The organism is Nocardioides silvaticus (assembly GCF_003160695.1).
GTDB classification, from domain to species: domain Bacteria; phylum Actinomycetota; class Actinomycetes; order Propionibacteriales; family Nocardioidaceae; genus Nocardioides; species Nocardioides silvaticus.
Window position 1 is genome coordinate 312,085 of the sequence record NZ_QGDD01000003.1, and the last position, 13,400, is coordinate 325,484.

General features: G+C 71.3%; 18 protein-coding genes and 3 tRNA genes. 3 read left to right on the plus strand and 18 right to left on the minus strand.

All coding sequences use genetic code 11. The features are described 5' to 3' along the window. The first annotated feature begins 2 nt into the window (after positions 1 to 2). Positions 3 to 224: a hypothetical protein gene (locus DJ010_RS09550; protein WP_109693434.1), complete on the plus strand. Its 222-nt coding sequence runs from the start codon at positions 3 to 5 to the stop codon at positions 222 to 224. On the opposite strand, the gene DJ010_RS09555 is transcribed toward DJ010_RS09550, so the two are convergent. Further along, positions 203 to 778 carry a TetR/AcrR family transcriptional regulator gene (locus DJ010_RS09555; RefSeq protein ID WP_109693435.1) on the minus strand — a complete coding sequence of 192 codons (576 nt, stop codon included), beginning with the start codon at positions 776 to 778 and terminating at the stop codon, positions 203 to 205. The genes DJ010_RS09550 and DJ010_RS09555 overlap by 22 nt on opposite strands. A gap of 123 nt (positions 779 to 901) precedes the next feature. On the opposite strand from DJ010_RS09555, the gene DJ010_RS09560 reads away from it, so the two are divergent. Beyond that, the gene (locus DJ010_RS09560; RefSeq protein WP_109693436.1) at positions 902 to 1,477 is read left to right on the plus strand and encodes a hypothetical protein; all 576 of its coding nucleotides are present in this window, start codon (positions 902 to 904) and stop codon (positions 1,475 to 1,477) included. A gap of 16 nt (positions 1,478 to 1,493) precedes the next feature. Here DJ010_RS09560 and DJ010_RS09565 read toward each other — a convergent pair whose 3' ends face one another. From DJ010_RS09565 to DJ010_RS09610, 10 genes are all read right to left on the minus strand, one after another. Then, positions 1,494 to 1,961, minus strand: coding sequence for a hypothetical protein (locus DJ010_RS09565; protein ID WP_109693437.1), 468 nt, complete (start codon positions 1,959 to 1,961; stop codon positions 1,494 to 1,496). Next, positions 1,958 to 2,638, minus strand: coding sequence for a TIGR03943 family putative permease subunit (locus DJ010_RS09570; protein WP_158282988.1), 681 nt, complete (start codon positions 2,636 to 2,638; stop codon positions 1,958 to 1,960). The genes DJ010_RS09565 and DJ010_RS09570 overlap by 4 nt, the downstream gene beginning before the upstream one ends. Continuing rightward, positions 2,635 to 3,645 (minus strand): permease, encoded by a 1,011-nt coding sequence (locus DJ010_RS09575; RefSeq protein WP_109693439.1) that lies wholly within the window; start codon positions 3,643 to 3,645, stop codon positions 2,635 to 2,637. The genes DJ010_RS09570 and DJ010_RS09575 overlap by 4 nt, the downstream gene beginning before the upstream one ends. A gap of 16 nt (positions 3,646 to 3,661) precedes the next feature. Next, positions 3,662 to 5,104 carry an ABC transporter ATP-binding protein gene (locus DJ010_RS09580; protein WP_109693440.1) on the minus strand — a complete coding sequence of 481 codons (1,443 nt, stop codon included), beginning with the start codon at positions 5,102 to 5,104 and terminating at the stop codon, positions 3,662 to 3,664. Then, positions 5,101 to 5,937, minus strand: a complete 837-nt coding sequence (locus DJ010_RS09585; RefSeq protein ID WP_109693441.1) for an ABC transporter permease — start codon at positions 5,935 to 5,937, stop codon at positions 5,101 to 5,103. The genes DJ010_RS09580 and DJ010_RS09585 overlap by 4 nt, the downstream gene beginning before the upstream one ends. Further along, complete coding sequence (locus DJ010_RS09590) at positions 5,934 to 6,902, minus strand: ABC transporter permease (protein ID WP_109693442.1); 969 nt, start codon at positions 6,900 to 6,902, stop codon at positions 5,934 to 5,936. The genes DJ010_RS09585 and DJ010_RS09590 overlap by 4 nt, the downstream gene beginning before the upstream one ends. Then, positions 6,899 to 8,443 (minus strand): ABC transporter substrate-binding protein, encoded by a 1,545-nt coding sequence (locus DJ010_RS09595; RefSeq protein WP_109693443.1) that lies wholly within the window; start codon positions 8,441 to 8,443, stop codon positions 6,899 to 6,901. Before DJ010_RS09595 ends, DJ010_RS09590 begins: the two co-directional genes overlap by 4 nt. Before the next feature lie 86 nt (positions 8,444 to 8,529). Continuing rightward, positions 8,530 to 8,895: a UBP-type zinc finger domain-containing protein gene (locus DJ010_RS09600; protein WP_109693444.1), complete on the minus strand. Its 366-nt coding sequence runs from the start codon at positions 8,893 to 8,895 to the stop codon at positions 8,530 to 8,532. A gap of 50 nt (positions 8,896 to 8,945) precedes the next feature. Continuing rightward, positions 8,946 to 9,584, minus strand: a complete 639-nt coding sequence (locus DJ010_RS09605; protein ID WP_109693445.1) for a PAS and ANTAR domain-containing protein — start codon at positions 9,582 to 9,584, stop codon at positions 8,946 to 8,948. A gap of 134 nt (positions 9,585 to 9,718) precedes the next feature. Continuing rightward, positions 9,719 to 9,791: transfer RNA gene (locus tag DJ010_RS09610), tRNA-Arg, on the minus strand. 153 nt (positions 9,792 to 9,944) lie between these two features. Between DJ010_RS09610 and DJ010_RS09615 the strand changes: the two genes are divergently transcribed. Continuing rightward, a complete protein-coding gene (locus DJ010_RS09615; RefSeq protein ID WP_146207304.1) occupies positions 9,945 to 10,958 on the plus strand; it encodes a phospholipase D-like domain-containing protein in 1,014 nt (337 codons plus the stop codon). Positions 10,959 to 10,980: 22 nt separating this feature from the next. Here DJ010_RS09615 and DJ010_RS22060 read toward each other — a convergent pair whose 3' ends face one another. The 7 genes from DJ010_RS22060 to DJ010_RS09645 all read right to left on the minus strand — a co-directional run bounded on the left by DJ010_RS22060 (position 10,981) and on the right by DJ010_RS09645 (position 13,382). After that, the gene (locus DJ010_RS22060) at positions 10,981 to 11,127 is read right to left on the minus strand and encodes a hypothetical protein (protein WP_158282989.1); all 147 of its coding nucleotides are present in this window, start codon (positions 11,125 to 11,127) and stop codon (positions 10,981 to 10,983) included. A gap of 190 nt (positions 11,128 to 11,317) precedes the next feature. Continuing rightward, a tRNA-Ser gene (locus DJ010_RS09620) sits at positions 11,318 to 11,408 on the minus strand. A 97-nt stretch (positions 11,409 to 11,505) separates the two neighbouring features. Next, positions 11,506 to 11,952, minus strand: coding sequence for a hypothetical protein (locus DJ010_RS09625; RefSeq protein ID WP_146207305.1), 447 nt, complete (start codon positions 11,950 to 11,952; stop codon positions 11,506 to 11,508). 64 nt (positions 11,953 to 12,016) lie between these two features. Next, positions 12,017 to 12,101: transfer RNA gene (locus DJ010_RS09630), tRNA-Ser, on the minus strand. 38 nt (positions 12,102 to 12,139) lie between these two features. Beyond that, on the minus strand, positions 12,140 to 12,559 hold the full coding sequence (locus DJ010_RS09635; RefSeq protein ID WP_109693448.1) for a hypothetical protein: 420 nt from the start codon (positions 12,557 to 12,559) through the stop codon (positions 12,140 to 12,142). Positions 12,560 to 12,595: 36 nt separating this feature from the next. Beyond that, positions 12,596 to 12,919, minus strand: coding sequence for a helix-turn-helix domain-containing protein (locus tag DJ010_RS09640; protein WP_211318732.1), 324 nt, complete (start codon positions 12,917 to 12,919; stop codon positions 12,596 to 12,598). A 238-nt stretch (positions 12,920 to 13,157) separates the two neighbouring features. Further along, entirely contained in the window at positions 13,158 to 13,382 is a 225-nt protein-coding gene (locus DJ010_RS09645) for a biotin/lipoyl-binding carrier protein (protein ID WP_109693450.1), read from the minus strand. Between the last annotated feature and the right edge of the window lie 18 nt (positions 13,383 to 13,400).

The following is a 13,400-nucleotide window of genomic DNA, read 5'->3' on the forward strand; positions in this document are numbered from 1 at the left end:
CCATGACCGTCGACCTCTCCGTCATCTGGGGCGTGCTGCTCCCCGAGGGCACGCTGCACCAGGACTGGTTCCAGGCGCTGGCCGCGTTCGTCGCGATCAACACCCTGGTCTACGTCACCCTGGCCATGGTGAAGTCGCTGCCCCGGATCTACCCCGGCGACTTCCTGCCCCGTCGCCACCGTCGGAGCGAGACACGGAGCATCTACCCCGACGATCCTCGCTGACGGCTGCGGTACCCCAGCAGCCCCTCGACCCCGCGCAGGAACGTCGCGCAGACGAGGGCCGGGTCGGTGAGGCAACCGGCCGACATCGCTCCGTCCCGGAGCATCACGAAGTGCTGGCCAGCCGCCTCCGCGTCCGGCTTGCCGGTAGCGGCGAAGAGCTCGACCATCGTCGCCAGGAACCAGTCCCGGTGCGCGAGCACGGCGCGGTGGACGGGATGGCTCTCCTCGGGATACTCAGCGGCGGCGTTGAGGAACGCGCAGCCACGGAACCCCTGGCGGCCGATGTCGTCGGCGATCGCCTGCGCGACGCCGCGGATGACGTCATCAGGCGACCCGCCCGAGGCTCGGGCGGCCTCGACGCCCGCGCGCACCATCGCGTCGCCCTGCCCGAGATAGGCGACGAGCAGGTCGTCCTTGCTCGGGAAGTGCCGGTAGAGCGTCGCCCGGGTGACGCCGGCGGAGCTGATGATGCGGTCGATCCCGACCGAGCGGAGGCCTTCGGCGTAGAACAGCCGGCTGGCCGTGTCGAGCAACCGTGCCCGTGCTTCCGACATGCCTCCCCCTCGTCGACGACCTCCTGGCGAAGGTAGCAGATAGACCGGTCGGTCTTGACATGGCGAGCGACTTCGTCTTGACTCGCTCGTAGACCGACCGGTCTATCTACTTGAAGGAGCACCATGGCCACCGCCCTCCCGACCGCCCAGCCGTCCGCCGATCCCGGCACCGAGATCGCCCGCCCGCTGCGCAACCTCTACGTCGTCCGGTTCGCCTTCGCCCTGGTCTGGGCCGGCGTGCTGGCCACCCACGCGTCGGACCTCGACCTGCTGAGCCGGACGCTGCTGGTGCTCTACCCGCTGTTCGACCTCGCCGCGGCGGCGTACGACCTCAGGACGGCGGGAGCGACGCGGCATCGCGGCGCGCTGCACGCCAACATCGCGCTGAGCCTGCTGGCCGCGGGTGGCCTCGCTGGAGTCTCCGACACCCCCGACGCACTGCGGGTCTGGGGTGCCTGGGCCGTCGCCGCCGGTGCCGTCCAGCTGGTCGTCGCCCTTCGGCGCCGCCGCGTCGGCGGTCAGCTCCCGATGGTGCTCAGCGGTGGCCTTTCAGTCCTCGCCGGCCTCGGGATCGCCGGCACGGCCGGGCAGGACGACCCCTCGCTTGCTGCGCTCGCCGGCTACGCCACCCTCGGCGGCGTCTTCTTCCTGCTCTCCGCGATCCGGCTCGGCCGGGAGCTCGGCGGTGGCGCTGCCTAGTCGCCCGTCGCCCTCGTCACGCCGGACAGTACTCAGCGAGGAAGGACGAGAACGCCGCGTCCTCGTTCGCGACCGGCTCGTCGGGGGCGCCGACGGCGGCCCGCTCGAGGCTCAGGCCGATCGAGTCGTAGATGCCTGCGACCACCGTGTGGTAACCGCCTCGGGCCGGCAAGGTCATGGTGGGCGGCACGCCCAGGTCGACCAGGTCGTCGGCCGCCGCGCGCAGCAGCTCCACACCTCGCTGGTCGGGAGCCGCCGCGTACTCCGACTGACTGGCGGCGAGCCTGCGGAAGCCCGCGCAGAACTCCTCCTCCGAGGGTGTCGGCAGCGACGGGCCGGTCACGCTGGGGTCGGTCGGCGCGGGCGCCGATGCCGGGCTCTCCGGCTCCTCGGGACGGACGAGCAGCACGAGCGCGAGCACGCCGACCATCATCATCAGCGCCAGCACGACCGGACGGCCGTCACGGCGGTGGGCACCACTCATTCGTACGGCTGGGCCGGTTCGTCGACCTCGGTGACCTCGCTGGCAGCGATCGCCGGGGTGTCACCGAGGTCGGTGCCGGTCCCCTCGACCCAGGTCCCCACCACGGTCACCCACCGCTCCTCGGGTGGCGCCTCGGCGCCCTCGATACGGACCCGGAAAGCCGCACCGTCGGCGGCGCAGCACGAGATGGCGAGGCGCGTGACGAACCACCCGTCGCCATCGCTGGTGACGAAGCCGGTCAGACGGACGGTGACGTCGGCGAGCCCGTCGCGGTCGTACGACGCCCGGGCGACGAAGCTCGAGACCGGCATCTCGTTCTCCCCCGTCGTGTCGAGCGGCACCACGGCAGGGTCGGCGTAGGTCCGCGCGTCGGCCTGGTTCGCCCGCCGGTCCGCGACGTAGGCGCCGAGTGCCGGAGGCTGGATCACGAAGCCGATGACGATCGGGAGCACCAGGAGCCAGGGCACCAGGGCACTGGCCCTGTCGTGCTCGTGCTCGTGCTCACCGACACGGGCGAGGATCGCGACGAACGCGAGCGCGACGAGCAGCACCCCGCTGGCGACCAGGGGCCACCGCATCCAGTCGTTGACGTAGTTCGCGTACTCCTCGGTCGCACCCACGCGGAGCGTGACTCCTCCGAGGGCGCTGAGCACCACGGCCCGAGCGGTGTGGTTCACAGGACCACCCACCCGACCAGGCAAGCGGCGGAGGCCGCCACCAGGAGGACCAAGGGCACGAACTGCTGGGCGAACCCCCTCCCGAACTGGCCCGCCTCCATCGCTGCGAGCTTGATGTCCATGGCGGGGCCGACCACGAGGAACACCAGCTTCGCGGTGTCCGAGAACGCCGTGAGGCTGGCCGCGACGAAGGCGTCGGCCTCGGAGCACAACGCGATGACGAAGGCGAAGAGGGTCAGCGCGACGACCGCGAGGACCGCGTTGTCGGCGACGGCTTCGACGAAGCGCAGAGGCACCCACACGTTGATGGCCGCGGCGACGATCGCGCCGAGGACAAGGAAGCCCGCCGCCGGCAGGAAGTCGTGCCAGGCGGCCGCAGCGAACCGCGACCAGCGACTCCCCTCGTCCTGGTGGAAGCGGTGACGGATGTCCGGCAGGCGGAGCGCCGGGACGCGGGCGGCCGCCCACACGTAGATCCAGCCGATCACCACCGCGGTGAGCAAGGAGGCGAGGAAGCGGGCAGCGACCATGTCCACCCGGCCTGAGAACGCGACCGCGGTGGACACCAGGACCGCAGGGTTGATCGCCGGCGCGGCCAGCATGAAGGTCAGGGCGACGGCCGGCGGCAGCCCGCGACGCGTGAGGCTGTTGGCGACGGGGACCACCGCGCACTCGCACGCCGGGAGGCCGACCCCGGCGATGCCGGCCACGGGCACCGCGAGCGCCGGCCGTCGGGGTACGACCCGCGCGACCATCCGCTCCGAGAGGAGGACCGAGATGACACCCGACAGGAGGACACCGAGGACCAGGAACGGCACGGACTGCACGACGATCGCCAGGAAGATCGTCGCCCAGGTCTGGAACGCCGGCTGATCGAGCACCGGTCCGACCAGCTGTCGCAGCGGGAATGCCGCAGCCAGCAGCCCGACGACCAGCCAAGCCTGCCAGCCGACGCCGCCGTCCCGGCGCGGCGCCGGCGCGGTCACCTCGTGGCTCGTCTGCTCCATGGAATGAGAATCATAATCACAAGCTCGCCTCTTCGTCGGCTCCGAGGCGGATCTGCCGCGCTCCGACCGCCTCCGCGAGGTCGAGGTCGTGGGTGACGAGAAGCAGTGCGCAGCCGTCGCCGGTGACCTGACGCATCAGCAGGTCCATGGTGGTCGCCTGCGAGACGGGGTCGAGCCGCGAGGTCGCCTCGTCGGCGAACAGCACCACCGGTCGGGGCAGCATGGCCCGGGCGATCGCGATCCGCTGGAGCTCACCACCGGAGACCTGGCCGGGCCGCCGCCGGAGGATGGCGAAGGGCAACCCCATCTCGTCGAGCAGCGACCGGACGTGTCGCTCGTCCACGCGATGACGGCGCATCACGTCGCGCACCGACGACTCCAGCGGCACTCGCCGCGGGAAGGCGAGTCCGGGGTCCTGGTAGAGCTTCTGGATCCGCCCTCCGCGCGTCGTACCGCTGTGGCGGACCCAGCCGGCGTCGATGTCGGTCAGGCGGAGGAGGGCGTTGCCGAGGGTCGTCTTCCCGACGCCGCTGGGTCCGACCACGGCCCAGCGCTCCCGAGGCCTGATCTCGACCGAGAGGTCCTGGAACAACGGCTTCCCGGTGTAGGCCTTGCTGACCCGGTGTGCGGTCACGAGCGGCTCAGCGGCCTCGTCGGCCCGGAGGTTGTCCCGGGTCCACGGCGCGCTCCACTTCGACGGCTCGGCGGCCAGCAGCCGCTTCGCGTAGGGGTGGACCGGGCGGGTCAGGACCTCCTCGGCCGGACCCGACTCCACGACGGCTGCGTCCTGCATGACCACCACGTCACCGCCCAGACGGCGGGCAAGCCCCAGGTCGTGGGTGATGGTGACGAGCAGCCCACCCCGCTCGACGTGGGCCGCGAGCATCACGGCGAGCCGGTCGAGGGACTCGCGATCCAACCCCTTCGACGGCTCGTCGACGAGCAGGATGTCGGCGCCGCCGATGGTGGCGGCGGCGTACGCCACCCGTTGCGCCATGCCGCCGGACAGGGTGTGCGGGAAGGCGCGCCCGGCGCCCTCGAGCCCGAGCCGCTCGAGCCGGTCGTCGGCGCGCTTCAACGCCGCGGTCTCGCGCGGGCGCCAGCCGGGCGCTCCCTCGGCGACCTGGTCGCGGACCCGCATCGTCGGGTCGAGCGCGAGTGCCGGCTCCTGGGGGAGCAGGGCGACCTGCCGGCCCCAGAGGCTCCGACGGCCGGCGCGCTCGGCGAGGTCGAACCGCGAGCGCCCGATGCTCATCGACCCCTCCGCCGCCAGCTCGGGGGGCAACGTGCCCATCAGGGCGTGGGCGAGCACGGACTTGCCCGACCCGCTCTCACCGACGATCGTGAGCGGCCGACCAGCGCGCACGGTGATGTCGCGGACGTCGACGAGCACGGTCGTCGGCGTCCGGACGACCGCCCGGTGCACGACCAAGGTGTCCGCTGCGTTCGGGTCGGTCACGCGGTCTCCTCGGAGTCACGAAGGGTCAGGAAGCAGATCGTCAGCACGAACAGCACCGCGATGGGTGCGATCGAGAGCCACGGGGCCACGTCGTAGAAGGGGAACGCCTCGGTGATCATCAGGCCCAGCTCGGCCCGGGGAGGTTGGAGGCCGACCTTCACGAACCCGAGCGTCGACATGGCGAGGATCGACGTCACCATGCCGAGGGAAGCCAGGGTGACGAGGACCGGCCGGAGATCGGGAAGGAGGTGCCGGCGCACGATGTGGCCGGGTCCCAGCTCGAGCAGGCGACTGGCCTCGACCGCGGCCGACCCCATGACCAGCGCGCTGCGGGCCCGGACCACCCGGAAGTACTCGACCCACTGGGCCAGCGCGAGGCCGAGGTACAGCGCCCAGAGACTTCCTCCCGAAGCCAGCGCGGAGACGAGCAGCACGACCAGCAGGGCCGGCAGCGCGACGAACGCCTCGGACACCGCGCGGAGCACGGCGTCGACCCAACCGCCGAACCAGGCTGATGCGATCCCGGCCGCGGTGCCGAGGAGCAGCGCGGTGGCGACGCAGGCCGAGGCGAGCAGCAACGACAGCCGGGTGGCGTGAGCGACGCGGGCGACCACACTCCGGCCGTACTCGTCGCGGCCGAGCGGTTCGAGGAGAGTAGGACCCTGGAGGTAGCGGTCGAGGTCCTGTGCGGCCGGGTCCGCGAGGACGAGCGGTCCGACGAGGGCGAAGGCCACGAGGACGCCGAGTCCCGCGATCGCCGTACGCCGGGCGAGCGGGCGGCGACGACCTCCGGTCGCCGTGTCCGCCGCGGTGGCGAGGAGCGGGCTCGTCATGCGGAGACCCCCGAGCCGCGGGGACGGGGATCCAGCCAGAGCACGACCAGGTCCACCGCGGTGTTGACCGCGACGATCAGCAGCGCCAGCACGAGCGCCGTCGCCTGCAGGACCGGGACGTCGCGCCAGAACACCGCGTGCACCAGGGCGTGTCCGAGGCCCTGCCAGGAGAAGAGGCTCTCCACGACGACGACGCCTTCGATGAGGACGACGGCCTGGACGCCCAGGTAGGGCACCACGAGCACCGCTGCGTTGCGCACGACGTGGCGCAGCAGGACCCAGCGTTCGGCGAGGCCCTTGGTGCGCGCGAACTGCACGTACTCGGAGCTGCGGACCTCCACCACGGCGTCCCGCGTGACGCGCGCGAACAGTCCGGAGAGTCCCAGGCCGAGGGTCGCCGCGGGCAGGACCAGGCTCGCCGGGGTGCCGTGGCCGACGGCGGGGAGCAGCTCGAGCTGGGCAGAGAACACGACGACCAGCAGCAGACCGAGGAGGAACGGCGGCACCGCCCGGACCGATGCGACCCACGCCGTCGTCAGTCGGTCGACGGGCCCCGATGGCCGGCGGGCCGCCAGGACCCCGGCTCCGGCGCCGATCACGACCGCGAAGGCCAGGGCCACCGCGGCGAGCTGCAGGGTCCCGAGCAGGTAGTAGCCGACCTCCTCCGCGACCGGGCGCGAGGTCACCAGCGAGGTCCCGAAGTCGAGCTGCGCCAGGTCGATGAGCCAGTCCCCGAGCCGGTGCCAGGCCGATCGGTCGAGCCCGAGCTCGGCCCGCACCGCGGCCGCGGCCTCCTGGTCGACGAGGTCGTAGCCGTACCTCCCGGCCGCGATCCGGTAGGCCGCGTCCCCTGGCAGGCGCAGCACCAGCAGGAAGCAGAGCACCGAGACGACCACGGCGACGCCGACCCCCTGTGCTCCGCGCCGCGCCAGGACACCTGCGAGACGAAGGCGGCGGGACGTCATGAGGCCCAGCTCAGGTCGGTGATCCGCCACGTCGTCTCGAGCGGGTCCATCACGAACCCGTCCACGCGGTCGCTCACAGCCGCGTTCATCCGGTACCACGCCACCGGGATCAGCGGCAGGTCCTCGTGGGCGACCCGCACGATGGTCTCGCGGTGCTCGGCCGCTTCCGGCTCGGGAGCGCCCGCCAGCAGTGCCTCGATCGCCCGCTCGACCGCGGGGTCGGCCCAGTTCATCACTCCCCAGTCGTCGCCCTCCGGGGCGAAGACCGTCGCGACGTCCACCAGCGGGTCGGACACGAGCGCGAAGTGCTTGGCGATGAGCGCCAGCTCCAGGCTGCCGTCGGCCTGCCCGGCCGGGATCTCGCTGGAGTTGGTCACGTCCACCTCGATCCGGACGCCGATCTCGGCCAGTGCGCCCTGGATCGCCGTCGCCAGGGCGGGAAGCTCCGGCCGGTCCGGGTAGGTCAGCAGCGTGAGCTCGAGCGGCTCGCCGTCGCGTTCGAGGACCCCGTCCGACCCGGGCTCCCACCCGGCCTCGGCGAGCAGGTCGAGAGCGCCCTGCTCGTCCTCGGGCAGCGGCGCGAGGTCGGGGTGCCAGGCCTCCAGCGACGGTGGGAAGAGGTGCGTCGCCGCCAGCTCCTCCTCCCGCAGGACCGCCCCCGCCATCGACTCCCGGTCGAGCGCCATGCTCAGGGCACGTCGTACGCGCACGTCGCCGAGGATGGGGTGCTCGGCGTTCAGCTTCAGCAGGATCGTGCGGGGCTGGAGGCTGGACTCCATCCGTACGCCGTCGGCGCCCTCCACCCTGCTGCGCCCCGCCGGCTCGAGGCTGAAGACGACGTCGGCCTGGTCGCTGACCGCCAGCAGTGCCCGCGACTCCGCCCGTCCCACGGCCTGGAAGGCGACCTTCTCGATGGCCGGCTCCTCTCCCCGCCACTCGGGTGAGACGGCGGTCTCGATCGAGGCGGGGAGCTCGACGTCAGTCACCTCGTACGGGCCGGTGCCGACCACCTCGGTCACCTGGCCGGCGTCGTCGTACGACGACGGAGCGAGGATCGCCGTGCTGTAGTGCGTGAGGACCGCAGGCAAGGTCAGGTCCGCGGTCGCGAGGTCGAAGAGCACCGCGGACTCGTCGGCAGCGATGTCCTCGATCGGCACCTCCGCCAACGGGCTCGCCTCGACCGTTGCGACCTTCTCCAACGCCTCGACCGCGGCCTCCGGGGTGAGCGGCGAGCCGTCGTGGAACGTCGCCCCCTCGACGAGCTCGAACCGCCACTCGGTGTTGTCGGGCGACGCGGACCACTCCGTCGCGAGACCGGGCACGAGCTCGCCCTCGATGTCGCTGGTCACCAGGGTCTCGGTCACCTGGAGCCGCGTGAAGATCTCTCCGTCGGCCGTCGGGTCGAGGCTGTGCACCTCGAACGGGCCGGCGACCCGCAGCACGTCGGCGGACGACGAGCGGTCCGCGCCGGCGCCGCAGCCGGCGAGAGCGAGCAGGGTGACCGCAGCAACGGCGGCCACGGCAGGACGGGTGGGATTCATCGGGAGCCTTCCGGTCAGGAGACCAGGAGGCTATTGAGAACGATTCTCAATGTCAAAGGATGGGCGGGCGCACCTCGCCCTCGAGGTCAGTGCACGTGGGAACGCCAGTCCACGGGCACCCGGCCCTTCGGGCCCGGCACGGGCTGCCCGTCCGGGCGCGAGGTGGGCTCGGCCAGCGCGGGTCCCTCGACCACGCGCTCCTCGACGTAGTCCCAGAACCAGTCCTCCCCGGGCTCGAACGACTGCACCACCCGGTGACCGGACTGGGCATGGTGCGCGGAGGCGTGCTGGGCGGGCGAGGAGTCGCAACAGCCGACGTGACCGCACGCGGCACACCGGCGCAGGTGGACCCACCAGCCGCCGACCGCGTCGCAGTCCGCACAGCCCTCGCCGGACGGAGGGACCGCGGTGTCGAAGGCGGGCGCGACCGAAGGTTGTTGCTGCTCGTTCACGAATTGAAGATAGCCCCCCGGCCGGTCGGGGCAGGCGTCGCTCCGGAGGACTACCGGTCGTCGCCGCCGGTGACGGACCAACGGCTGGTGAGGTCGAACAGGAGCTTGTCGAGCGAGAGGTGCAGACCTTTGACGATGGGCTGCGACTGGGTGCTCGCCATCAGGCGTGCCGCAAGGTCGCGCACCTTCACGTTGTGGTTCCGCGACCACCACTCCAACATCGCGAACGCACCGTCGGCGCTCACCCCGTAGGCCATCATCAGCACCCCTTTCGCCTGCTCGATGGTCGCTCGTGCCTCGGCCGAGGCGGCCACCGCTCGGTGGGTCTCCTCGCGGATCTGAGCGGCGAAGTCCTTCGTGAGGTCGATGTAGTAGCCCTCGACCACCTCGACCTCCGGGCCGCCCGGGTCGCCGTAGCCGATGAGGACCACCTGGCGCTCGGTCCCGTCGGCTCGTCGTAGCCGATACGCAACAGCGAAGGATCCACCGTCCCTCGATGCACCGGCGAGCACGACCTTGACCCGCTCGAGGTCCTCAGGGTGCTTGCTGGCATGGATCAGCTCGGTGGTCGGCTCGATGCTGCCGGGCTCGAACCCATGGATGCGGTAGACGTCGTCGTCCCACTCCCAGACGTCGTCGCGCACGCGGTACACGAAGCGTCCCGCCGGACGCGAGTAAGCGGCGTTCACTCAGTGAACTCATTCCTCAGAGTAGTGCGCCGCTCGACACCCCATGTTCCTGAGGTGAGGCGCAGTCCGGAACCTAGCGCGAATCTCTCCGAAGGCGTAGCCGTCCACGCAGGTCACACGGTGAATACGATCTGCGCGCCCGTAGGGATTCGAACCCCAAACCTTCTGATCCGTAGTCAGATGCTCTATCCGTTGAGCTACGGGCGCCTGCCGCGTGCCGGTGGTTCGGCGAGCGACCGGTTGAGGATAGCCGAGGGCTCATACGGATGCCGAATCGGCCCGGTTCTGCAATTATGTGCAACGACGCGACGCCCCGAGGCGGGGGATGTCCGGGGGCGCGGAGGCAGGGAGGTCGTGGTCGTGATGTCCGGACTCGAGCCCGAGGACCGGGAGCTCTTCGAGAAGCACGCGGTCGAGCTGTACGACCTCGTCGTGCAGGAGGGTGGCATCGCGCCCGACGACCCGCGGTTCGCCAACGGCAGCCTCAAGAAGGACGCGCTGGACCTGCTGGTCGAGCTGAACCTGGTGCAGATCGACACCCGGGTCGACCAGTGGCGGGCGCTGGAACCGGCCAACGTCCAGGCGCGGATCGTGACGCCGCTCAGCACCGAGGGCGTGCGGCTGCTCGACGAGTCGGCGCGGTGGGCCAAGGCGTTCCAGTCGCTCGCGCAGAGCTGGAAGCGGTCGCCGCAGCCGGAGTCGAGCGAGGCGTTCACCTACCTCCACGGCCAGGCGATCAGCCCCTACCTCACCGCGCTGCTGGGCGACGCCGAGCACGAGCTGCTGACCGCGCAGCCGCAGGCCGGCCGCGGCGGGCCGTCGCTCGCGACGGCGGCGCTGCGCGACATCGAGGCGCTCGAGCGGGGCGTGTCGATGCGCACGCTCTACCAGCACAGCGCGCGACGGCACCGCGCCACGCGGGAGTACGTCGCCAACGTGACTCCGCGCGGCGCGGAGGTCCGGACCCTCGATGAGTTCTTCAACCGGATGATCATCGTGGACCGCCGGGTCGCGATCATCCCGTCGGTCGACGACTCGAACGTGGCGGTCGCCGTACGCGAGCCGTCGGTCGTCAACTACCTCATCGACGTCTTCGAGCGGACGTTCGCGCGCGGCCGCCCGTTCACCAGCAACGCCGACCGGGACACGAGCGCGGTCGCCTCGGAGCAGCGGGCGATGACCATCCGCATGCTCGTCGACGGCCACGCGGACGCGGTCAGCGCGAAGCGCCTCGGCGTCAGCCCCCGGACGTACGCCGGCTACGTGGCGGACCTCAAGGACCAGTACGACGCGCAGTCGCGGTTCCAGCTCGGCTACTACATGGGCAAGCGCGGGATCTCGGGCCGAGAGCTGCCCGACGACACCGCGGAGTGATCGTCAGACGATCAGCGCGAGGTCAGCGCGCGTCGCCGCGGACCTGCTTGCAGGCCGCGCAGGGCCAGTCGGAGAGAGCGTTGCTTGGAGCCGGCGTGAACGCGACCATCCCCGTCGCGAGCGTCGTGGATGCGACGACCAGCGTCACGCGTCGAGCGAACTTCTTCATGTTTCTCCCCAAACCAGCAGTTGCCCCGTACCGCCACATCTTGCACGAAATGTCCGGATAAGAAAACGCCGGGGCCACGTGGACTAGTCATTTCGGAGCAAGGGATGGCAGGCACACGGGGTCCATGGGAAGGAGCCCGGACCCCCTCGTCCGGGGGATCCGGGCTCCTGATGCCCGTGGCATCACGCGGCGGAGGCGGAGGGATTTGAACCCTCGATGGGGTTGTAGCCCCAAACCCGCTTAGCAGGCGGGCGCCATAGACCAGACTAGGCGACGCCTCCCGTGCCGACCGGCGGGCCGGTCAGCGGACACAGGTTACAAGGCCCGGTCGGGCCCGACCGAATCGGCTCGGATCGGCTCGAGTCGGCTCGGGTCGGCTCAGCGCGCGGCGCGGCTCAGGTGGTCGCGCACGTCGCGGGCGAAGTCGTCCTTGTCGGCGGCCAGCAGCTCGACGGGGATGGTGGTCGACCGTCCGTCCTTGAGCCGGAGCACCACGCACGGCACGTCCTGCGGCTGGGTCGCGACGGCGTCCTCGACGTCGCTCCAGCGGGCTTCGTGGACGCCGGCCCCGCGCACCATCCGAACGCGATAGCCCGCCGCCGTCAGCCGTACGACGCTCACCCGGGTGCGCAGCCACCAGGCGAGCCCGACGAGGCCGAGCAGTCCGACCGCGAGCAGCACGACCAGCAGGTCCGGGCCCAGGCCTGCCACCGCGACGCCGATCGTGCCCGCCAGGACGACCACGGCGAACAGCACCAGGTAGGCGCCGACGAACCGGGCCACCACCAAGGGGGCCATCCGGTAGTCGACAGGATCACTCACCATGCAGCCGCCTCCCCGGCCATCGCCCCCGCTGCGGGCTTGACCTCGCTTCGCTCGCTCAACCACGCAGAGGGGGCGGGATTCGAACCCGCGGTAGGTCTCCCTACGACCGCTTTCAAGGCGGTTCCGATCGGCCACTCCGGCACCCCTCCTCGGGGCACCCGTGGGCTCCCCGGCCGACGAGTTTAGATCAGGCGGCCCGGCCCGCCCGACGCCGGAGGTGGCGCCGCTCGGCGGGCTCGAGCCAGCGCAGCCGGTCGCGCAGCACGCCGGCGTCGACGAGCAGCTCGGCTGCGGCCTCCTCCAGCGAGAGCGCCCACGCCAGTGCGTCGGCGACGTCGTCGATCGAGGGCAGCAGCAGCCGGGCCGTCTCGCGCCGAACCCGCAGCTCCTGCCGCTCCTCCAGGACACCGGACAGCGTCGGTCCCCACTCGGCATGGAGGCACTCGTGCAGCGCGGTGCACCGGCGCTCCTCCCAGGTCAGGTCGGTGCGCAGGCTGACGACCTTCTCGTCGAAGAGCGTGAAGCCCAGGTCGGGATCGTCCTGCGGGGAGTGCCAGCGCAGCTCCCACCCCGGGAGGGCTCGGAGGCGGCGCCAGGGATCGATCACCCGGGCAGGCTAGTGACGACGGCCGACGGTACGGCGTCACTCACCGGGCGCGCGCCGGGCCGCGCGCTTCTGGACCGTCACCATCGAGCTGGTGCCGCCGATGCTCCGCTCGAACCGCTCGAGCTTGTGCACCCACTCCCGGGCGTCCACGCCCATGGCGACGGCGATCTTGACCATCTGTCCGACGTGCACCACCCGGGGCTGGGCGGTCGGCGACAGCAGGTTCGCCAGGGTGCTCCGCGGGATGCCGCACGCACGGGTGAGCTGGTCCTGCGTCATCCCGGACTGCGCGAAGCTCTCCCGGATCAACCGGAGACATTCGACGTTGATCGGCGAAGTCGACTGCGGTGTCTGTCCCACCCGCGTGACAGTATCCCAATCTGAACACGTCGGGCGAGACGCCCAACCTTGCAGATCTGTTCCAACATGAACTAGCGTTTGAGCGTGCGTCTCTCGGAGGACCTCAGGCAGGTGGTGTGCGGGCTCACCGTCGCGCAGCTGGTGGAGCTGGCGGTCGCGCTCGACGTGCCGGCGACGACGGTGCTGTCCGTCGCGATGGGAGCGGACGGAGCGGTCGGCGACGGTGGGTTGGCGGAGCTCAGCCGAGCTCGACCAGCAGGTCGCCCTCCTGGACCACGTCGCCCACGGAGACCTTGACCTCCTTGACGACGCCGCCGGTCTCGACCATGACCGGGATCTCCATCTTCATCGACTCCAGCAGGAGCACGGCGTCGCCGGCCGCGACGGTGTCGCCGACGGCGACGTCGACCGAGAGCACGTTCGCGACCATCTCGGCCCGGATCTGGGACGACTGACTGCGCATGATGGTGAACCTACGGGT